This is a genomic window from Gloeobacter kilaueensis JS1 (genome assembly GCF_000484535.1).
Lineage (GTDB): Bacteria > Cyanobacteriota > Cyanobacteriia > Gloeobacterales > Gloeobacteraceae > Gloeobacter > Gloeobacter kilaueensis.
Window position 1 is genome coordinate 395,376 of sequence record NC_022600.1, and the last position, 18,100, is coordinate 413,475.

The following is an 18,100-nucleotide window of genomic DNA, read 5'->3' on the forward strand; positions in this document are numbered from 1 at the left end:
ATATGCTTGAGCGAATTCCGCGCCGACCTGCCGCAACGTCTTTGATTTGATTCTTTCGGCATCGCCATGAAAAGTCCGATCGATCAGCTGATCGCCGGTGCCCTGCGCTCGCGCTACCTGACGCTCGCCATCGCTGCTGCCGTGCTGGCAATTGGGGTAGTGGCCTGGCGGCTGTTGCCCCTCGAAGCCTATCCGGAACTGGCCGACCCGCAGGTGCGGGTGATCACGCTCTATCCGGGCAAGGGGGCCGAAGAAGTTGAGCGGCTCGTGACGGTGCCCCTCGAAAAAGAACTGAACGGCATCCCCAACCAGACGGCTCTAAGATCGATCTCGCTCTATGGCCTGTCGGTGGTGACCACGGTCTTCAAGGACGGCACGCCCACCAACGTCGTGCGCCAGCAGGTGCTGGAGCGCATCGCCGGAGCGGATCTGCCCGACGATGCCCGGCCAGGTCTGGAGGCGGACGTGGGTTCGCTCAGGGAAATCTACCGCTACACCCTCCAGAGCCGCTACTACACGCCGATGGGCCTGCGGGCGATCCAGGAGTGGGAACTCGAAAAAGCCTTCCGCCAGGTACCGGGGGTGATCGATGTGGTGAGCCAGGGCGGACCGACCAGAACCTACCAGGTCAACGTCGATCCTGAGCGGCTCCGGGCGCGCAACCTGACCCTCCAGCAGCTCTACGACGCCCTTGCTGCCGCCAACGCCACCACCGGCGGCGGCTTTATCGAAAAAAACGGCCAGGCGTTCATCGTCCGTGGCCTGGGTCTTTTGCGCGGCACCGCCGATATCGGCGAGGTGGTGATCGCCACCCAGGCCGGTACGCCCGTGCGGGTGCGCGACGTGGCCACCGTCACCATCGGTCCCCGCCCCCGCCGGGGCCAGGTGGGCCTGGGTACCTCCGACGACACCGTCGAAGGGATCGTGCTGTTGCGGCGCGGCGAGAATCCGACGCGGGTGCTCGAAAACCTGTACGCCAGATTGCCTGAGATCCGCTCGCGCCTGCCGGGCGGCGTGCAACTGGTGCCGCTGTACGATCGCTCGACGCTCATCAACCGCACCCTCACCACCGTCGGCGAAAACGTCGCCACCGGCATCGGCCTGGTGCTCGCCGTGCTTGCCATCTTTTTATTCGACCTGCGCTCGGCCCTGATTGCCGCCTGTGTGATCCCGATCTCGCTGTTGTTTGCCTTTATCGGTCTCAACCTGTTTGGGGTACCGGCCAACCTGCTCTCGCTGGGGGCGATCGACTTTGGCATCCTGGTGGATGGGGCGGTAATCATGACCGAGAACATCGTGCGCAAGCTCTCCGAGGAGGGCAAGGGCTTCGACGTTGCAGGCAGGCTCGCCCTTCTGACCCGTGCGGCGACCGAGGTGGGCCGTCCGGTGCTCTTCGGGATCGGGGTAATTATCGTCACGTTCTTGCCGATCTTTACGTTCGCCGGTGTGGAGGGCAAGCTCTTTCGTCCCCTGGCGACGACGATGGTCTCGGCTCTGGTCGGAGCTGGCCTCGCTGCCCTCACCGTCATTCCGGTACTGTGTTCGTTTTTTCTGGTGCAAAAGCCCCTCTCCGAGCGCGAGAGCCCGGTGGTGAGCTTTATCCGGCGGCTCTACACCCCGGCTCTCAGCGGAGCCCTCGCCGCTCCCTGGCTGGTGCTGGCAGCGGCGGCAACCGCCTTCGTCGTCGCCGTCTCGCTTTTTTTGAATCTGGGCAGTGAATTTTTGCCGCACCTCGAAGAAGGCAATATCTGGCTGAGGGCGACGCTCAAACCCGGCAGCATCACCCTCGAACAGTCGGTCAAGGTCGCCCGAGAGGTCCGGCTAATTCTCAGCAAATATCCGGAGGTAATCAGTGCCCTTTCTCAAGAAGGTGGACCCGACGACGGCACCGACCCGGCCCGCTTCGCCGACCACGAATATCTCATCGACCTCAAGCCCAGCCGCGAGTGGCGCTCCCAGTTCCACCGCAACAAGGACGAGCTTATCACTGCGATGCGCCGGGAACTGGAGACGATTCCGGGTGCAAATTATTACTTTACCCAGTACATCCAGACCACCCTCGACGAGGCGCTCTCCGGCGTGCAGGGGTCGCTGGTGGCCAAGATCGCCGGGCCGGATTTAGCAAAGCTTGAGCAACTGGCGGGCCGGGTGGGCCAGATCATGAACCAGACGCCGGGGATCGTCGATGTGATCGTCGATCCGCTCTTAGGCCAGCCGCAGTTTGCGATCGCCATCGACCGCGCCCAGGCGGCCCGCTACGGCCTCAACGTCGAGGATCTGCGCAAACTGGTCGAGATCGCCGTCGCCGGTAAGGCCGCCACCGAGGTGATCGAGGGCGAGCGCCGCTTCGATCTGGTCGTCCGCCTCTCCGCTCCCTTTCGATCGAGCGAGCAGGCTCTGGGTCGCGTGCTCATCGATACCCCAGGCGGTGCCAAAATTCCGCTTTCCCAGGTGGCCTCGCTGCGGGAGGTAAACGGAGCCACCCAGATCTGGCGGGAGGCAGGTTATCGCCTCGCCACAATCCGCGCCAACGTCCGGGGCCGGGATCTGGCAACGGCGGTGGCCGATGCCCAGCGCCGGGTCGAATCGACGGTGACGTTCCCGGAGGGCTACCGGATCATCTGGTCGGGCGAATTTCAGCGCCAGCGCGACGCGAGTGCCCAGCTGGCCGTCGTGCTGCCGCTCACGATGGCGGTGATCCTCTCGGTGCTCTGGTTTGCCTTCCGGCGGGTGCGCTCGGCCCTGGTCGTCTTTGCGGTGGTGCCCCTCGCCTCGATCGGCGGCGTGCTGGCGCTGTGGCTGAGCGGCACTTACTTTTCGATCTCGGCGGGCGTCGGCTTTATTGCCCTTTTTGGGATCGCCGTCCAGGACGGCATCTTGCTCGTCACCTTCATCAACAAGCTTCTGGCCGCTGGGCTGGAGCGCAAGAAGGCCGTCTATGAGGGAGCGCTCCTGCGGCTCAGGCCGGTGCTGATTACCGCTACGGTCGCTTCGCTGGGCCTGGTACCGGCGGCCACCTCCAACGAGATCGGTGCCCAGACCCAGCGGCCCTTTGCCCTCGTGATTATCGGTGGTCTGGTGACAGCGACGATCACGACTCTCTTTGTTTTGCCTGCGCTCTACCGGTTGTTTGCTCCCCAGACTCTGCCGCAACCGGCGGGCCGTCCCCGCTCCGCCGTGGAGGTCGCCTCCGAATGAAACGGGTTCTTGCAGTTATTGCCGCTCTGCTCGTCGCCGGTTGCAGCGCCCAGGCCGAAAATCCGGCTCCAAGGCCCGTCGTCGCCACCGCCGGTGGCCCGGTGCGCGTCCGCCTGGACCCCGCCCAACTCGCCCGCGCCCAGATCACCACCGCCACGGCCCAAAAGCGCCGCCTGGGCCTGCAGGTGCTGACCGGCGGCCAGGTGCAGAGTGCCGCCAACCGCACGCTGCAGGTGGCGACGGCGGTCGATGGCCTCATCGAGCGGGTGAACGTCCAGGCGGGCGACCGGGTGCAGGCAGGCCAGGTGCTGGCGGTGCTCAAATCCAACGACGTGAGCCAGATCGAATCGGAATTGATGCAGCAGGTGCTCGAACTGCAGGCCGATCGCCAGCAGGCGGTCGTCCAGGTAAACCTCACCAGGAGCCAGCGCGACCGCGAGCGCAAGCTCTTTGACGATCGCATCGGCTCGCGCGCCGACTACGAGGTGGCCCAGAGCGAGTACCAGAAAGCCCTCGCTGCCCTCACAGGTATCGACAGCAAGCGCACTGCCCTCATCACCGCCACCGCCGAACGGTTGCGCCTGCTCGGGGCACTGCCGGGCGAAGCGGTGCGGGTCGTGGGCGAGCGGCGCGTGGACGACCGGGTTTATATCCGCGCTCGCCGCAGCGGCATCGTCACCGAGCGCTCCGTCAATCCGGGCGAACTCGTCGATGCCGACGACAGCAAACCGATGTTCGCCGTCGCCGACCTGAGCGAAGTCTGGCTGGTGGGCCAGGTCTTCGAGCAGGACATCCCGAGGGTGCATACGGGTCTGCCGGTGAGCGTGCGCATCGATAGCTACCCCGGCAAAACCTTTACAGGCCGCCTCGACTACGTGGCTGCCGCCCTCGACCCGGATACCCGCACCCTGGCGGTGCGCGCCACGGTCTACAACCGCGAAGGCAGGCTCAAACCCGCCATGTTCGCCCGGATGACGATCGCCACCGGCAGCGTGCAGGTGCTCTCGGTGCCCGCCGAAGCGGTCCAAAAAAGCGGCGAAATCTACGTCGCCTACGTGCCCGTAAGCGGCGACACCTTCGAGGAAAGACCGCTCAAACTCGGTCGCACGATCGGCAACTACGTGGAGGTGCTTGCGGGCCTCAAGCCCGGCGAGCCGGTCGTCGTCCGGGGCAGCCTCCAACTGCAGGGCCAGGCCCAGCAACTGGCCAGCTAAGATCTTGCTCCCACAAATTTATACTGGTAGACTTAAGTCAATTGAGCTTTCAAAGGCAATCTACGATGCTTTCGCTCTTGCTGCAGATTGGTCTGGTGCTGGTCGTCCTGGCGGTGCTTGGCGTCGCCTTCAAGATTCTGGTGCTGCCCCTGGCGCTGCTGGCGGGGCTTGTGGGCTTTGTGCTCCACAACGCTCTGCCGATTGCAATCGTGGGCGGCATCGTCTGGTGGATCGCAAGCAAGCAGCAGAAGCGGCTGCCTGGGGCATAATTCAGCCACGTTGTTGTGCGTAGGGTGTCGGGAGAAAAAACTCCCGGCACCTTTTTGCAGGGCGAGAAGCGGCGAATTCTTGACAGTACCCAGAAAAGAGGCGGATGGTGGAGTCGTCTGGCCTGCCATGTGCTGTGATCGCCTCGCGTTCGCCCCAACTGCCTCCGGCTCGCCCCTACTACACAGGAGCCGGTGCCACCCACGCGCCCCCGGATATCTGCGCGCTCGTCGTGCTCACTGCCCAGCATCTGGCCTCCACCGGCATGATCTTGCGCACGGGAGTAGACAAGGGAGCCGATGCCGCCTTTGCTGCCGGGGCGGGTGAACGGCGCGAGATTTATGCCCCGCACACGGGGGCAGGGGGCTATAAAGACGGCATCGTGATTGGCGACGCCGAGGTGATTCAGCAGGCGGTGGCAGTCGCTGTCGGTCTGCATCCGGACTGGCGGAGCTACAACGATTTTTCGCGGCGCGCCCACCTGCGTCGGGTCTTTCAGATGTTGGGCAAAGATCTGCGTACCCCTTCGGCGTTTCTTATCTGCTGGGCACCCACCGAAGATGGCGTGGTCGAAGGCAGCGTCCGCACTGCGGTGGCCCTGGCCCACGAGCGGGCGATCCCCGCCTACAACCTGCACGAGCTGACTACCCGCACCCGATTTCGAGAACGGCTCGAAGAACTGCAGCAGGTGCATTGGTAGCAAGCTGAGCTTAGTTCATCCTTAAGCCGTTCCAACCGCGCCCCAGCCGTTCGCTAAGATCGGCGTATAGCGAATAAGAGATAGAAATCATGGCTGACAACCCACTGGTCCAGCTCCACGATTATGGCCAGAGCGTCTGGGTGGACGACCTGCGCCGCGACATGATCACCACCGGCGAGCTGAAGCACCTGATCGAGAGCGAGGGCGTGCGCGGCCTCACCTCCAACCCGGCCATCTTCGAGAAGGCAATCGTCGGTAGCGCCCTCTACGATGCCCAGATCCGCGCCAACCAGACCAGACCAGTCAACGACATCTACGAAGAACTGGTAATCAAAGATATTCAAGACGCCGCCGATCTGTTCCGGCCCCTCTACGAGAGTTCCGGTGGCGCGGACGGCTACGTGAGCTTAGAAGTCTCGCCCTACCTGGCCCGCGACACCGAAGGAACGATCAAAGAGGCCGAGCACCTCTGGCAGCGGGTAGATAGGCCAAACTTGATGATCAAGGTGCCGGGCACCAAAGAAGGAATTCCCGCCTTCGAGCACCTGATTCGTTCGGGCATCAACGTCAACGTCACCCTGCTTTTTTCGCGCCACGCCTACGCCCAGGTGGTCGATGCCTACCTGCGGGGGTTGGAGGCCCACGAAGGGCCGCTGGGGCGCATCGCCTCGGTGGCGAGTTTCTTTTTAAGCCGCATCGACACGGCTGTTGACGACCTGCTCACCGCCAAAATCGAGCAGACGGACGACCCGGCGGTGCAGGAGCGGCTCAAAGCCCTCGAAGGCACAATCGCCATCGCCAATGCCAAGCTCGCCTACGCCCACTTCAAAAACGTCTTCGAGGGCGAGCGCTTTGCCGGACTCGCCGCGCGCGGCGCAAAGGTGCAGCGCCTGCTCTGGGCGAGCACCGGCACCAAAAACCCGCAGTACCGCGACGTGCGCTACGTCGAAGAACTGGTGGGCCCGGCAACAGTCAACACGATGCCCCCAGCGACGCTCAAAGCCTGCGCCGACCACTGCGAGCTGCGCCCCAGCCTCGAATCCGGCGTCGAGCAGGCCGAGGGCACCCTCGCTGAACTCCAGGCCGTCGGGATCGACCTCGATCAGGTGACCGACGACCTGCTCACCGACGGCCTCGCCAAATTCACCGGCCCCTACGACAAGCTCCTGGCGAGTCTCCGGGCTAAGACCGAAGCGGTCACCGCCAGCTAGTCATGCTCCGCCGCCTCAAAATCGCCGGATTTGCCGCCGGACTTGCGGATGAGCCGCACCTGCTCTATCACCATGTCCTTCTGCAGGGCTTTGGCCATGTCGTAGAGGGTGAGTGCCGCAATCGCGGCGGCGGTGAGCGCCTCCATCTCGACGCCGGTCTGGGCCTGGGTTTTGACAGTCGTCTGGACTCGAAACCCAGGCAATTCCGGTGCGGGCACGATCTCTACCTGCACCGCCCCCAGCGGCAACGGGTGGCACAGCGGAATCAGATCGCTGGTGCGCTTGGCGGCCATAATCCCGGCGAGGCGGGCCGTGGAAAGCACATCTCCTTTTGGAGCGTTGCCTGTCAAGATCGCCTCAAAGGTGGACTGCTCCATCCGCAGGCGCGCCTCGGCCACCGCCACCCGCGCCCCGACGGCCTTGGCCGTCACATCGACCATCCGGGCCTCACCGCCAGTGTCAAGATGAGAGAGCGGCTGCATCGGCAAACTCCGTCAGAGCAGTTTTATCCTAGCGACAACCGTTCTGAGCATAAATACTTAGTAAAATAAAAAAGAGCTTCCCGTCCAGGAGAATCGAATCCCTTGTTCTACCGATTGTCTGAGCAGTACCGCTACTTCGTTCGCGACTTGATTGTCAATTTGCAGGCGCTGGCGCTGGTCATGGAGCGCCGTGGCTATCTGGTCTCGTGCTACACCTGCGGCGAGGAGGCCGAAAGTGCCAGCCTCATGGTCAGCATGGGCGGCGGGGCGATGATGCGCTTTCTGGTCTCCGATCAAGGAATCGTCTGGACTGAGATCTATGATGATTCTGAACTTGTTCGCATCGAGGGGGCAGAGGCGATCGCCAAGCTGCAGGAGCTGGCGGATCTGATCAAGCAGGGGCTGCTCGAACCGGACAGTCCGCTTCCATCGAGCCTCAGCTTCCTATAATAGAGGGGTTCCGGTTTCAGGAATTTTGGGCCATGAGTGGCAATGTCTGGCTTATTTTGATCCCGCTCGGGCTGCTGGTGCTCTTCGTGCCGACGGTGCTTTTTTTGCTCTTCAAAAGTGGTCAGCGCCTGTTCTAACCGATCCGCAACGGCCCGACGATCCGGCGCGGTCTGGCCCCGCGTCGGTGTGATCTGACTACACAGCAAGCAGAACTTTGTCCAGCAGTAGCGACAGATTGGCAGGCTTTGATAAGATGCGGATGGCCTGCGGCGTTGGTGAATGCCGATAAAGTTGTCGATCGTAACTACGTGCGATTGGGAACAGCCAACGGCTGGCGGTGAGCAAGCCGGGCATCTTAATCAGATGATTTCCGGAGACTCTAAAGCCAGTGCGCCCGTTCCCACCTGGTTTACCAGAGGTCGCATACTGAGGTAAAACGGCGTTGCGGGTCAATTGAGCATTTGTGACAGCCTGGGCTGTGCCCTCACAGATAAACTGGGGGCACAGACGGTCTTATAACAGGGTGCTTCGATGAGCAGGTCGGGTCGCAAGAGCTTTGTCTACTGGCTGTTCGGTGAGCGCGCCGGTCGCGTCGTCGTCGGTTTTTGGAACTGGCTATGGGGCCGACCGGTCGAAGAGGGCGGCAACATGTCGGTGAAGGTGGCCGAGCAGGCTTACCGCGACATCCAGGCGTCGGTGCAGCGGTTGACCGAGGCGGTCGCCACCCAGGTGAGCGCTTATCGCCGGGCCCAGCAGCTCTATCAACAAAAAGTCAAAGAATACCAGAGCTACGAGCAGCAGGCTCTCACCGCCAAAAAGCAGGACCGCCTGGACCTGGCCCGTCAGGCGCTGAGCAAGGCGCTCGCCATCGAGCAGATTCTGCCGGAGTTGCAGGAGCGGGTCCAGAAGGCCGAAGAATATGCCAACGCCGCCCGCGCCCGCCTCGAAAAAGAACAGCAGCAACTCGAAGATTACAAGTCGCGCCTGCAGAACCTCAAGGACCTCAACGAGATCAACAACGCCCTGGCGACGATGGCCCAGGTGAGTAACGAGTACAACATCGACTCGGCCCGCTCCCAGTTCGAGGAAGCCAACGCCGCCGTCCAGCGCAAAAAGTTTCAGGTCGAAGCGCTCAACGAACTGAGCGAGAGCGCTTCGCAAAAAGCGGAGGACGAACTGAAGCAACTCTCCGCCGACAGCGAACTTGATCGGCGGCTCGAAGCGCTGGGCCAGCCCTCCAATCCCCCCTTGCAATTACCGGTGCGCGAAAGCGAACGCCAGTCCGAACCGTGAAAATTCCCCCGATCGTCTACATTCTGCTCGTCGTCCTGCTTGCCGGCGGCGGCTACTACCTCTACAGCAACAAGCTTGGTCCCTTTGCCCCGGCGGGCGAAGAACAACTGACCAGTGCGCCCACGACCCAGACCCGCCCCAGCGACGGTGGGCCCGCCCCGACTGCCGACCCGTCCGCCCAGAGCGGTACCTTGCACATCGACGGCAGTACGAGCATGGTCGTCATCAACAAGGCTCTGAGTATCGGCTACCAGCAGCAGGTGCCCGAGGTGGAGGTGAGCTATAAAGCCAACGGCACCAGCCAGGGCATTGCCGCTCTCCTCGCAGGCCAGGCTGAGATCGCCGCTGCCTCCCGGCCCCTCAAGCCCGAAGAAGCCCAGCGCGGCCTCAAGGCGGTGCCGGTCGCCGTCGATGAGATCGCCGTCGTCGTCGGCGTCAAAAATCCCTTTCAAGGAAGCCTCAGCACCGGACAGCTCGCCGATATCTTCGCCGGGCGCACCACCAACTGGTCCCAGCTCGGGGGAGCGAACCGGCCCCTCAAGGTGATCAACCGCAACCCCGACAGCGGCACCTACGAATTTTTTCAGAAGGTGGTCCTGGGCGGCGCGCCCTTCGGCACCGGCTCCAACGTCACCACCCTCAGCCGCGACGAGACGACGCCTCTGTTGCGCGCCCTCGGCAGCGACGGTATCGGCTACGCCACCGTGAGCCAGGTGCGCCGCCAGAAGACCGTGCGCATCGTCGCCATCAACGACCAGCTTCCCGGCACAGACAACGAGGACTACCCGCTGCGGCGCAACCTCTACTACGTCTACAAGGATCCGCCCAGCCCCCTGATCAAAGCGTTTATCGATTACGCCCTCACAAGCGACGCCAAAAGCGCCATCCGCCGCTACGGCTTCTAAAAACTCTGCCTCTGGATCGATCCCCAAGATCTTGACCTTGTTGTTAAGTATTGTTACAACTTACTTAAGAAAGTTTGCGAGAGCAGGGAGAGCAGGGAACGATGGCGGTCGAAAGCGAGGGGCAGCGCACACTGGAGACCTATTTGCTGAGCAGTGGCATCGTCAACCGCCGCGAGCTGGAGCTGGCCAAGAAAGTCCAGCGCTCCCGGCAGGGGCCGCTGCTGATTTTGCTCTGGCAGTTGAGCTTTATTTCTCTGGGTGAGCTAGGGGCGCTGCTCGATTGGAACAGCCGGATCCCTGCGGTCTGAGGGCGCTAGGATAGAAGCGTGCGTTCACTTTAAGCCATGCTGATCCGGCCCGTTCAATATCGCGACCTCGACTCGGTGCGCAAGCTCTACGACGAGACCGCCGAATGTCTGAGCTTTGTCGATCAGGGTATGTTGCAGCCGCTTAGAGGCATTCATCGCCTCTACGGTCCGGTAAAGCTTCTGGGGCTGTTTCATAATCCAATGCAGCATGTCTTCTGCCTGCACGTCGCCCAGCTCGACGGTCAGGTGGTGGGCCTGGTGCAGGTGCGGCCCCGCAACGCCGAGCGCACCGCCTGGCAGGTCGAGCATATCGCCGTCGTGGGCGAGATGCGCGGCCAGGGCGTCGGTACCCAGTTGCTCAGCCACATCTTCGAGTACTATCGGCGCGAGGCGCGCAACTGGATGGTCGAAGTCAACATCCACAACCGCTCTGCCCTCGCCCTCTATCGCCAGAATGGCTTTCAGTCGCTGGCGCAGCTGTGTTACTGGCAACTGTCGCCGGCGATTCTGGCGGAGCTGGCGGGCTGTGAAAAGCCGCCCCTCAACTTTTTCAAGCCCGTAAGTAACGCCGATGCCGCCTTGATGTGTCAGCTTGAATCGGCGACGATGCCCCCCATCGTGCGGCATCTCTACGACCGCCATCCGAGCGACTTTCATCGCAGCCTCGTGACCCGTTCCTTCGAGGCGGTGGTCGGTTCGTTTACCCAGACAGCGCGGGTGGCCCAGTTCGTCTTCGAGTCCCAGCGCAAGGCGGCGATCGGCAGCTTTGAGCTGACGCTCTCGACGACGGGCCTGCAGCCGCACCGGGCCAACCTGCTGGTCCACCCGGCCTACACCTGGCTGTATCCGCAGCTCGCCATTCAGATCGCCACGATCGCCCAGCACTACCCGGCCCAGGCGCTGCACGTCGTCTCCACCGACTACCAGCCCGAGCGCGAAGAATTCCTGCGCTCGATCGGTGCCGAAGAAGTCGAGCGCAAGTTACTGATGTCGCGCTCGATGTGGCGCAAGCAGCGCGAGTCGCGTAATCTCTTAGAAGGGCTGCAGCTATCGGAGATGCTGCCGGGATTCTCGCTCGGCAAGCCGATGCCGGAGCCGTTTCGCCGCTCGGAGTCCAACCGCGAGCAGGAGCCGCCTGCCAACACGGGCTGGCAATGACAGCAGTTACGATTGCGCTGCCCAAAGGTGCTCTGCTCAAAGAAACGGTCCTGCGCCTGCAGCAGCTGGGCATCGACTTTGGCGCTTTTTTAGAATCTTCCAACCGCCTGCTGCGCCTGAGCGACCGCTCGGGCCGCTACGAAGGGCTACTGGTGCGCGCCCAGGACGTGCCGGTCTACGTCGCTTACGGCCAGGCGCAGGTGGGGGTGGTCGGCTTCGACGTCTTGCAAGAAAAACAGCTGCCGGTGGCCCAGGTGGCCGACCTAGGTTTTGGCTACTGCCGCATGTCGGTGGCCGTCAAGGGCGACAGCCCCTACCGCCAGGTGCAGGATTTGCCCGCCCACTGCCGGGTTGCCTCCAAGTTCGTCACCTGCGCCCGGCTTTACTTCGATGAGCTGCAACTGCCCGTCGAGCTGATTTCTCTTTATGGCTCCGTCGAACTCGCTCCGCTTACCGGTATGGCCGAGGCGATCGTCGATCTGGTCTCCAGTGGCCGGACCCTGCGCGAAAATGGCCTGGTCGAAATCGCCACGATCTACGACAGTACCGCCCGCCTGATCGCCCATCCCCTCAGCTATCGGCTGGGACGCAACGGCCTGCACCCGCTGTTGCAGCAGATCCAATCGCTCAGTGCGACCGGCTCAGGTGCATCCAGAACATCATGACGATCCCCGGCAGGCTCGCCAGGCCAAAAAGCAACAGCCCGAAGCAGATGAGCCGATCGATCAGGCCCACCACCGCACCGGTGTGCTGTTCGACCACTGCCTCGAAGCGATCGTTGTCCCAGGTGAAGGTCTCGTCGGTGCTGGAGGTAGGAGTGTCGGAGGCGGAACGCATAAACTCTGGTCAAGAAAACTTCTATCCTTAACTTGTAAAATTCATCCAGCCAATCGACCTTTGATCTTTATAAATATTTAGAAAACTTTATTCTCTGCAGTGCTGAGGCGCTCACGGTCCCGTTTTCTCAGGATAATAGAGCGAGAATTTTTGGACCGCTATGGCTGCTCAGACCTATTCCTTCGATATCGTCTCCGATTTTGACCGTCAGGAGTTGCTCAACGCGGTCGATCAGACCCTGCGCGAGGTCAAAAGCCGCTACGACCTCAAGGACACGCGCTCGGAGGTGCGCCTCGACGAAGAGCAAATCGTGATCGATGCCGCCAGCGAACTGAGCCTGGAGGCAATCTTTGACATTTTGCGCACGAAGGCTGCCAAACGCAATCTGTCTCTTAAGATCTTCGCACCTGAGAAAATCGAGACAGCTGCCGGCAACCGGGTGCGGCAGGTGATTCGACTGCAGCGGGGGCTCAATCAAGAACTGGCCAAAAAAATTGCCAAACTCGTTCGCGACGAAAGCAAGACAACAGTCCAGATTCAAGGAGAGAGCGTGCGCGTTACCAGCAAGAGCCGCGACGAATTGCAGGCGGTGATCCAGTTGCTGAAAAATCAGGACTATCCGGTCGCTCTGCAGTTCGTCAATTACCGTTAGTGCCGCCGACAGCCAGGGATGTTGCGAGTCATAAACGACGATCGACGGATGGGTGTAGGATAGACCGATAGCACCTTTCCGACTGTTCAAGCACCCCATTCCATCGCTGTCGTTCTTTGTAAGTTATGGCCTCCGATACGGATAAGCTCCCCCCCGAGTCTGCGAACGAACTGGATAAAATCTACGTCGAGATTCAACAAAAACTCAGACAGCAGCGCGGACAGAAGCCCGCAAATCCAGCGCCGATCCCCCCAGAAGGCGGGGAGCCTGCGCCTGAGGTAGCTGTCCAGCCAGTCGATGAACTCGATCAAATTTACGCTCAGATCCAGGAAAAGCTGCACGAGCCGCCTCAAAGCAGCGAACTCGATCAGATCTACGCCGAGATCCAGATGAAATCCAACCGACCAGGACCAAAGCCCCAGAGCCGCCCGGCGCTCACTCCCCGGACGCGCCCGGTCGATTTGCCGGTGGGTAAGCAGGGCGAGCGCTGGAGCGAATCGCTGGCGGTGCGGCCCTTTTCGCTGGCAGGCTGCGTGCGCGAGCAGTTCATCGCCCAACTATCGCCCCAGCAGCGCTCGCAGCTGCTGACAGCCGCCGAATCGGCTCTCGGGAGGAGACAGCGGGTTTTGTTTGAGACGCTGCTTTTGGGCTACGTGGTGGCCGGTGGCGAGCTGCCCCCTGCCCCGGCCAGCGCCGTAGCGAGCTGGCAGGAACTGGTGGCCTACCTGACGGAACTGCTGGAAGTGCCGGCTTGATGCCCGCCGCTGGCGCTTGTCCTGCCTGCAATGTATCTTAATAGACGGAACTTTTGCAGGTGGCTTGTGCAGCGACGCAGATTGCTGGCGGCTCTGGCGCTGGCAGCGCTCTGGCCGGAGGTGGCCCAGGCGGCGGGTGCCCAGCCCCAGTTACTGGAATTTTGGGCATCCTGGTGTCCTGTCTGCCGACACATGGAACCGACGATGGCGGCTTTGAAGCAGCGCTGGGGCAAGCAGGTAGCCGTTCGCATCGTCGATGTGGACGATCCGGCCAACGCCGCTTTGTTGCGCCAGTACCGGGTGGTGGGGACGGCAACGTTTGTGCTGCTCGACGGCCAGGGCAAAGAAGTCTTCCGCGACAGCGGCGAGATTCCCCAGGCGGTCCTTGAGGCGCAGTTCAAAAAAGTTCTCCAAAGTAGCTAGGAAACCTGACTCGATGTACAAAAAGCGCTTTCTATCTCTGGCCCTCGCCCTTGCCCTCAGTCCCCTGACACCCCTTCTGGCCGCTCCCGAGCCCGGCCAGCCCGCTCCCGATTTTGTCCTGCCGGTGGCGGCGGACAAGAGCGTTTCGCTCAAGGACTTTCGGGGCCGGTGGCTGGTGCTCTACTTTTATCCGAAGGACATGACCAGAGGCTGCACGATCGAGGCGCAGCGCTTCCAGCGGGATCTGAGCCAGTACAAACAACTGAACACGGAAGTGCTTGGGGTGAGCGCCGACGCCCTCGACTCCCATAGCCTGTTCAGCAAAAAAGAAGGTCTCACCTTCCCGCTCGCCTCCGATGTCGGCGGTAAGACAGCGAGAGCCTACGACTCCTGGTACGGCACAGGCGATGTGGGCAGAGCCTCCCGCAACACTTACCTCATCGACCCGACAGGCCGGATTGCGAAAGTTTTTACCGGCGTCGATCCGACCGGCCACAGCGAGGAGGTGCTCGCTGCCCTCAAGCAGGCCCAGGTGGAGGCAAAGGCGCGCTGATGAGCACGACGCCCCTCCAGGAACGCTTCGACGAGGGCATCCGTCGCTACGAGGCGGGCGAGAGCCCGGCGACGCTGTTGCCGCTATTTCTTGACATTGCCCAAAAGCAGCCCAAGAATGGCCCGGCCCTCACCTGCCTGGCCTGGCTCTATCTACTGGCAGCCGACGCACCGAAGGCGCTCAAGGCGGCCAAACAGGCGGTCAAACTTGCCCCCGCCGACGCCCAGTCCCACGTCAATCTCGCCCTGGCACTGCTTGAAACGGGCCAGAAGGGCGTGCGCGAGGCGATCGAGCGCGCCCAGCAGATCGTTCAGATCGACGGCGAGCAGGGCAAAGAAGTGCGCAAAAATTGCGAGGAAGGTCTGGTGCGCCGTCCGGACTGGAAGGCGATGCTCAAGGTGCGCAACTGGCTCTTCGAGAGCTAGCAGCCGGCCTCCGCTATCGTTAAAGGACGCACTCGAGAAGGACCAGGCATGCTGCGCTTTTTGACCGCCGGTGAATCCCACGGGCCGGGGCTCACGATCATCGTCGAAGGAATGCCCGCCGATGTGCCGCTTTTAGCCGCCGACATCGACCGGGATCTGGCCCGCCGCCAGGTTGGTTTTGGGCGCGGTGGCCGGATGAGCATCGAGACCGACCGGGCCACGATTCGAGGCGGGGTGCGCCTGGGCCGGACGATGGGCTCGCCCATCGCCCTTACCCTCGAAAACCGCGACTTTATAAACTGGCAAGTTCCGATGTCGGTGGCACCGGTGGATCTGGACGACCCGGAGGTGGCAGCCCAACTGGAGGCCAAAAAAATCACCCGCCTCCGCCCCGGCCACGCCGACTATCCCGGTGCGATCAAGTACGGGCTCACCGACGTGCGCAACATTCTCGAGCGCTCCAGCGCCCGCGAGACGACTTCCCGCGTCGCCGCCGGGGCGATTGCCAAGCAACTGTTGCGCCAGTTCAACATCCACGTCCACTCCCAGGTCGTCGAGATTGGCGGTGTGGGGGGCGACGCACCGCTGCGGCCAGAATTGCCCGATTTTGCTGAGTGGAAGGCGCTTTTTGAGCAGGTCGAGCAGAACGACCTGCGCTGCCACCCGGCTCTTTATGAGCGGCTGCGCGAGCGGATCGTCGAGGCGGCCAAAGGCAGCTACACCCTGGGGGGCGTCGTCGAGGTGGTCGCCTACGGCGACATTCCGGTGGGTCTTGGCTCCCACACCCACTACGACCGGCGGATCGATGGCCTGCTTGCCGGGGTGCTGATGTCGGTTCACACCGTCAAGGCGGTCGAGGTGGGCATCGGCACCGCTGCTGCCCGCACGATTGGCGCGGAGGTGCAGGACGAATTTGTGAGCGTGGATGGGGAGATTGCCCGCACCAGCAACCACGCCGGAGGGATCGAGGGCGGCATGACCAACGGCCAGCCGGTGCTGTTGCGCGCCTACCTCAAACCTTTGCCGACGATGCGCAAGCCGCTCAAGTCCGTCGATCTGGTGAGCGGCGAGAGCTTCGAGGCCCACTACGAGCGCTCCGACACCTGTGCGGTGGCCGCCGGTGGCGTGATCTGCGAAGCGATGGCGGCGATCGTGCTCGCTCAAGAACTGCAGCGCAAATTTGGCGGCGACTCGCTGGGGGAGATGCTCCGCCACGCCGGGCGCTCCCCATCGTAGAGTCAGCCAGCCTGCTTCTGGTAGGATGCCCCCATACGACGGGCTGGAGAGAGCATGGATTCCCAGATACGCAGTGTGCTGCCAAAGACGGACTTCAACCGGCGCTCGTTCGTGGTGACGAGCATTGCCGCCGGATTTGCCCTGGCGGTCCTGCCGGTGGGTGCGGCGACGATCACCACCGATACGACGGGGCTGGTAGCCGGTGAAGTCAAAATTCCAGTCAAAGGGGGCGAGATCCCGGCCTACCGGGCACTTCCTGTGAACGGCGGCAACAATCTGCCGGTGGTGCTCATCGTCCACGAGATCTTCGGCGTCCACGAGCACATTCAAGATCTCTGCCGCCGCTACGCCAAGCTCGGTTATTACGCGATTGCCCCGGACCTCTACGCCCGCCAGGGCGATGTCAAAAAGCTCACGAGCATCCAGGATATCGTGACCAAAGTGGTGAGCAAGACGCCGGACGAGCAGGTGCTCTTAGACCTCGATGCGACGGTGGCCTATCTGGCGGGCAAGGCCAACACCGACAAGCTCGCCGTCACCGGTTTTTGTTGGGGCGGCAGAATCGTATGGCTCTACGCCGCTCACAATCCAAAAGTAAAGGCCGCCGGTGCCTGGTATGGGCGGCTGGTGGGCGATACCGATCCCAACCATCCCGAAAATCCGATCGATATTGCTTCCAAGCTCAAGGTGCCGGTGCTGGGCCTCTACGGCGGCAAGGACCAGGGCATTCCCCTCGCTTCGATCGAGCAGATGCGCAGGGTGCTCAAGGAGGCGGGCAACCCGTCTGAGATTGTCGTCTACAGCCAGGCTGAGCACGGCTTCAACGCCGACTACCGGCCCAGCTACAACCCCGAAGCCGCCAAAGATGCCCAGCAGAAGCTACTGGCCTGGTTCAAGAAGTACGGGGTGGCCTAGCGCAGGCGCGCTCCCGTCTGGGGGTCAAAGGCGACCGCCGAAGTCAGATCGAGGCTGACCGGTAGGCTGTCGCCCACCTGCCAGCGCACGTTGCCGGGGGTGCGCAGGCTCGCGGAGGTATCCCCAAGGGTGCCCTGGACCACCGTCTCGTTGCCGAGCGGTTCGATGAGTTCGACTTTGAACACTCCCTCGGGTCCGCCCGGTGGCTCTCCGGCGACGATCGCTTCTGGCCGCACCCCGAGCCAGGCGTCCTGTCCTGGGAAGCGTTCTAAAGCCGTGCGCAGAGGGCCATCCGGCTCCAGGCACGTATCCTGCCAGTACCAGTCCGCCTCCAGCCGTCGAATCGGCAGCAGGTTCATCGGCGGATGGCCGAGAAACTGGGCGACCATGACGTTTGCCGGATCGCAGTAGATGTCATCGGGTGTGCCCACCTGCTGCAGGCGGCCCTTCGCCATCACGACGATCCGATCCGCCAGGGTCATCGCCTCGACCTGGTCGTGGGTGACGTAGATCATCGTCGTGCCCAGGCGCTGATGGAGCCGCTTCAGTTCGCTGCGCGTCTGGTTGCGCAGTTCGGTGTCGAGGTTGGAGAGCGGTTCGTCGAGCAAAAACACCTGGGGATCTCTCACCAGCGCCCGCCCTACGGCCACCCGCTGCTGCTGGCCGCCCGAGAGTTGGGCGGGCTTGCGGCTGAGGAGCGCCTCCAGCCCCAGAAGCTCTGCCATCTGCTGGACTTTGATCTGCCGTTCTCTGGCTGGGGTGCCGCGCATCCGCAGACCGAAGGCGAGGTTGTCGGCGACGCTCATATGCGGGTAGAGCGCGTAGTTTTGAAAGACCATCGCCACATCCCGCTCGCGAGCAGTCACGAACCGCTCCGCACTCGCCACCAGCTGCCCGCCAATGTAGATTTCACCCTCGTCGATCGTCTCCAGGCCGGCGATCGAGCGCAGCAAGGTCGATTTGCCGCAGCCCGACGGACCGACCAGAACCAGCAGTTCTCCCGCTGCGATCGCCAGATCGATCTGCTGCAGCGCCCGGTACTGGACGTAGTTTTTGCCGACGGCGACGAGTTTGACCTGTCCCACCGCTCTTGCCCCGTGGAAATGTTCGTCCGTTTC

At 62.6% G+C, this 18,100-nt stretch carries 21 protein-coding genes and 1 other RNA gene; 19 read left to right on the plus strand and 3 right to left on the minus strand.

All coding sequences use genetic code 11. The annotated features are described in order from the left end of the window. The first annotated feature begins 66 nt into the window (after window positions 1-66). The 5 genes from GKIL_RS01715 to tal all read left to right on the plus strand — a co-directional run bounded on the left by GKIL_RS01715 (window position 67) and on the right by tal (window position 6,590). Window positions 67-3,198, plus strand: a complete 3,132-nt coding sequence (locus GKIL_RS01715) for an efflux RND transporter permease subunit (RefSeq protein ID WP_023171622.1) — start codon at window positions 67-69, stop codon at window positions 3,196-3,198. Further along, the gene (locus GKIL_RS01720) at window positions 3,195-4,412 is read left to right on the plus strand and encodes an efflux RND transporter periplasmic adaptor subunit (protein WP_023171623.1); all 1,218 of its coding nucleotides are present in this window, start codon (window positions 3,195-3,197) and stop codon (window positions 4,410-4,412) included. Before GKIL_RS01715 ends, GKIL_RS01720 begins: the two co-directional genes overlap by 4 nt. A gap of 65 nt (window positions 4,413-4,477) precedes the next feature. Further along, window positions 4,478-4,681, plus strand: coding sequence for a hypothetical protein (locus GKIL_RS01725; protein ID WP_023171624.1), 204 nt, complete (start codon window positions 4,478-4,480; stop codon window positions 4,679-4,681). Window positions 4,682-4,785: 104 nt separating this feature from the next. Next, complete coding sequence (locus GKIL_RS22090) at window positions 4,786-5,379, plus strand: hypothetical protein (RefSeq protein ID WP_023171625.1); 594 nt, start codon at window positions 4,786-4,788, stop codon at window positions 5,377-5,379. 89 nt (window positions 5,380-5,468) lie between these two features. Then, entirely contained in the window at window positions 5,469-6,590 is a 1,122-nt protein-coding gene (gene tal / locus GKIL_RS01735) for a transaldolase (RefSeq protein ID WP_023171626.1), read from the plus strand. On the opposite strand, the gene moaC is transcribed toward tal, so the two are convergent. Further along, window positions 6,587-7,072 carry a cyclic pyranopterin monophosphate synthase MoaC gene (gene moaC / locus GKIL_RS01740; RefSeq protein WP_023171627.1) on the minus strand — a complete coding sequence of 162 codons (486 nt, stop codon included), beginning with the start codon at window positions 7,070-7,072 and terminating at the stop codon, window positions 6,587-6,589. The two genes, tal and moaC, sit on opposite strands and share 4 nt — an antisense overlap. Window positions 7,073-7,174: 102 nt before the next feature. Between moaC and GKIL_RS01745 the strand changes: the two genes are divergently transcribed. The 7 genes from GKIL_RS01745 (at window position 7,175) to hisG (ending at window position 11,851) form a co-directional block, all read left to right on the plus strand. Continuing rightward, window positions 7,175-7,522 (plus strand): DUF1815 family protein, encoded by a 348-nt coding sequence (locus GKIL_RS01745; RefSeq protein WP_023171628.1) that lies wholly within the window; start codon window positions 7,175-7,177, stop codon window positions 7,520-7,522. Between the two features lie 258 nt (window positions 7,523-7,780). After that, window positions 7,781-7,977: non-coding RNA, 6S RNA (gene ssrS / locus GKIL_RS23195), on the plus strand. 76 nt (window positions 7,978-8,053) lie between these two features. Then, window positions 8,054-8,815: a PspA/IM30 family protein gene (locus tag GKIL_RS01750; protein WP_023171630.1), complete on the plus strand. Its 762-nt coding sequence runs from the start codon at window positions 8,054-8,056 to the stop codon at window positions 8,813-8,815. Next, window positions 8,812-9,720: a phosphate ABC transporter substrate-binding protein gene (locus GKIL_RS01755; RefSeq protein WP_023171631.1), complete on the plus strand. Its 909-nt coding sequence runs from the start codon at window positions 8,812-8,814 to the stop codon at window positions 9,718-9,720. The genes GKIL_RS01750 and GKIL_RS01755 overlap by 4 nt, the downstream gene beginning before the upstream one ends. Before the next feature lie 101 nt (window positions 9,721-9,821). Further along, window positions 9,822-10,028, plus strand: a complete 207-nt coding sequence (locus tag GKIL_RS01760) for a DUF2949 domain-containing protein (RefSeq protein WP_023171632.1) — start codon at window positions 9,822-9,824, stop codon at window positions 10,026-10,028. Window positions 10,029-10,064: 36 nt separating this feature from the next. After that, complete coding sequence (locus GKIL_RS01765; protein ID WP_023171634.1) at window positions 10,065-11,186, plus strand: GNAT family N-acetyltransferase; 1,122 nt, start codon at window positions 10,065-10,067, stop codon at window positions 11,184-11,186. Then, entirely contained in the window at window positions 11,183-11,851 is a 669-nt protein-coding gene (gene hisG / locus GKIL_RS01770) for an ATP phosphoribosyltransferase (protein ID WP_023171635.1), read from the plus strand. Before GKIL_RS01765 ends, hisG begins: the two co-directional genes overlap by 4 nt. On the opposite strand, the gene GKIL_RS01775 is transcribed toward hisG, so the two are convergent. Then, the gene (locus GKIL_RS01775; RefSeq protein WP_023171636.1) at window positions 11,814-12,023 is read right to left on the minus strand and encodes a hypothetical protein; all 210 of its coding nucleotides are present in this window, start codon (window positions 12,021-12,023) and stop codon (window positions 11,814-11,816) included. The genes hisG and GKIL_RS01775 overlap by 38 nt on opposite strands. 160 nt (window positions 12,024-12,183) lie before the next feature. On the opposite strand from GKIL_RS01775, the gene GKIL_RS01780 reads away from it, so the two are divergent. The 7 genes from GKIL_RS01780 to GKIL_RS01810 all read left to right on the plus strand — a co-directional run bounded on the left by GKIL_RS01780 (window position 12,184) and on the right by GKIL_RS01810 (window position 16,982). After that, window positions 12,184-12,675, plus strand: coding sequence for a YajQ family cyclic di-GMP-binding protein (locus tag GKIL_RS01780; RefSeq protein WP_023171638.1), 492 nt, complete (start codon window positions 12,184-12,186; stop codon window positions 12,673-12,675). 125 nt (window positions 12,676-12,800) lie between these two features. Continuing rightward, window positions 12,801-13,430 (plus strand): hypothetical protein, encoded by a 630-nt coding sequence (locus tag GKIL_RS01785; RefSeq protein ID WP_023171639.1) that lies wholly within the window; start codon window positions 12,801-12,803, stop codon window positions 13,428-13,430. A 66-nt stretch (window positions 13,431-13,496) separates the two neighbouring features. After that, window positions 13,497-13,853: a thioredoxin domain-containing protein gene (locus GKIL_RS01790; protein ID WP_023171640.1), complete on the plus strand. Its 357-nt coding sequence runs from the start codon at window positions 13,497-13,499 to the stop codon at window positions 13,851-13,853. A gap of 13 nt (window positions 13,854-13,866) precedes the next feature. Then, entirely contained in the window at window positions 13,867-14,406 is a 540-nt protein-coding gene (locus GKIL_RS01795; RefSeq protein ID WP_023171641.1) for a peroxiredoxin, read from the plus strand. After that, window positions 14,406-14,831, plus strand: a complete 426-nt coding sequence (locus GKIL_RS01800) for a Zn-dependent protease (RefSeq protein ID WP_023171643.1) — start codon at window positions 14,406-14,408, stop codon at window positions 14,829-14,831. The genes GKIL_RS01795 and GKIL_RS01800 overlap by 1 nt, the downstream gene beginning before the upstream one ends. A gap of 51 nt (window positions 14,832-14,882) precedes the next feature. After that, entirely contained in the window at window positions 14,883-16,067 is a 1,185-nt protein-coding gene (aroC, locus tag GKIL_RS01805) for a chorismate synthase (protein ID WP_041244230.1), read from the plus strand. Window positions 16,068-16,121: 54 nt separating this feature from the next. After that, window positions 16,122-16,982: a dienelactone hydrolase family protein gene (locus tag GKIL_RS01810; protein WP_023171645.1), complete on the plus strand. Its 861-nt coding sequence runs from the start codon at window positions 16,122-16,124 to the stop codon at window positions 16,980-16,982. On the opposite strand, the gene GKIL_RS01815 is transcribed toward GKIL_RS01810, so the two are convergent. After that, complete coding sequence (locus GKIL_RS01815) at window positions 16,979-18,067, minus strand: ABC transporter ATP-binding protein (protein WP_023171646.1); 1,089 nt, start codon at window positions 18,065-18,067, stop codon at window positions 16,979-16,981. The two genes, GKIL_RS01810 and GKIL_RS01815, sit on opposite strands and share 4 nt — an antisense overlap. Between the last annotated feature and the right edge of the window lie 33 nt (window positions 18,068-18,100).

Coding starts and splice junctions, on each gene's coding strand:
- GKIL_RS01715 (WP_023171622.1), top strand. CDS start 67: ATGAAAAGTCCGATCGATCAGCTGATCGCCGGTGCCCTGCGCTCGCGC.
- GKIL_RS01720 (WP_023171623.1), top strand. CDS start 3,195: ATGAAACGGGTTCTTGCAGTTATTGCCGCTCTGCTCGTCGCCGGTTGC.
- GKIL_RS01725 (WP_023171624.1), top strand. CDS start 4,478: ATGCTTTCGCTCTTGCTGCAGATTGGTCTGGTGCTGGTCGTCCTGGCG.
- GKIL_RS22090 (WP_023171625.1), top strand. CDS start 4,786: ATGGTGGAGTCGTCTGGCCTGCCATGTGCTGTGATCGCCTCGCGTTCG.
- tal (WP_023171626.1), top strand. CDS start 5,469: ATGGCTGACAACCCACTGGTCCAGCTCCACGATTATGGCCAGAGCGTC.
- moaC (WP_023171627.1), bottom strand. CDS start 7,072: ATGCAGCCGCTCTCTCATCTTGACACTGGCGGTGAGGCCCGGATGGTC.
- GKIL_RS01750 (WP_023171630.1), top strand. CDS start 8,054: ATGAGCAGGTCGGGTCGCAAGAGCTTTGTCTACTGGCTGTTCGGTGAG.
- GKIL_RS01760 (WP_023171632.1), top strand. CDS start 9,822: ATGGCGGTCGAAAGCGAGGGGCAGCGCACACTGGAGACCTATTTGCTG.
- GKIL_RS01765 (WP_023171634.1), top strand. CDS start 10,065: ATGCTGATCCGGCCCGTTCAATATCGCGACCTCGACTCGGTGCGCAAG.
- hisG (WP_023171635.1), top strand. CDS start 11,183: ATGACAGCAGTTACGATTGCGCTGCCCAAAGGTGCTCTGCTCAAAGAA.
- GKIL_RS01775 (WP_023171636.1), bottom strand. CDS start 12,023: ATGCGTTCCGCCTCCGACACTCCTACCTCCAGCACCGACGAGACCTTC.
- GKIL_RS01780 (WP_023171638.1), top strand. CDS start 12,184: ATGGCTGCTCAGACCTATTCCTTCGATATCGTCTCCGATTTTGACCGT.
- GKIL_RS01785 (WP_023171639.1), top strand. CDS start 12,801: ATGGCCTCCGATACGGATAAGCTCCCCCCCGAGTCTGCGAACGAACTG.
- GKIL_RS01795 (WP_023171641.1), top strand. CDS start 13,867: ATGTACAAAAAGCGCTTTCTATCTCTGGCCCTCGCCCTTGCCCTCAGT.
- GKIL_RS01800 (WP_023171643.1), top strand. CDS start 14,406: ATGAGCACGACGCCCCTCCAGGAACGCTTCGACGAGGGCATCCGTCGC.
- GKIL_RS01810 (WP_023171645.1), top strand. CDS start 16,122: ATGGATTCCCAGATACGCAGTGTGCTGCCAAAGACGGACTTCAACCGG.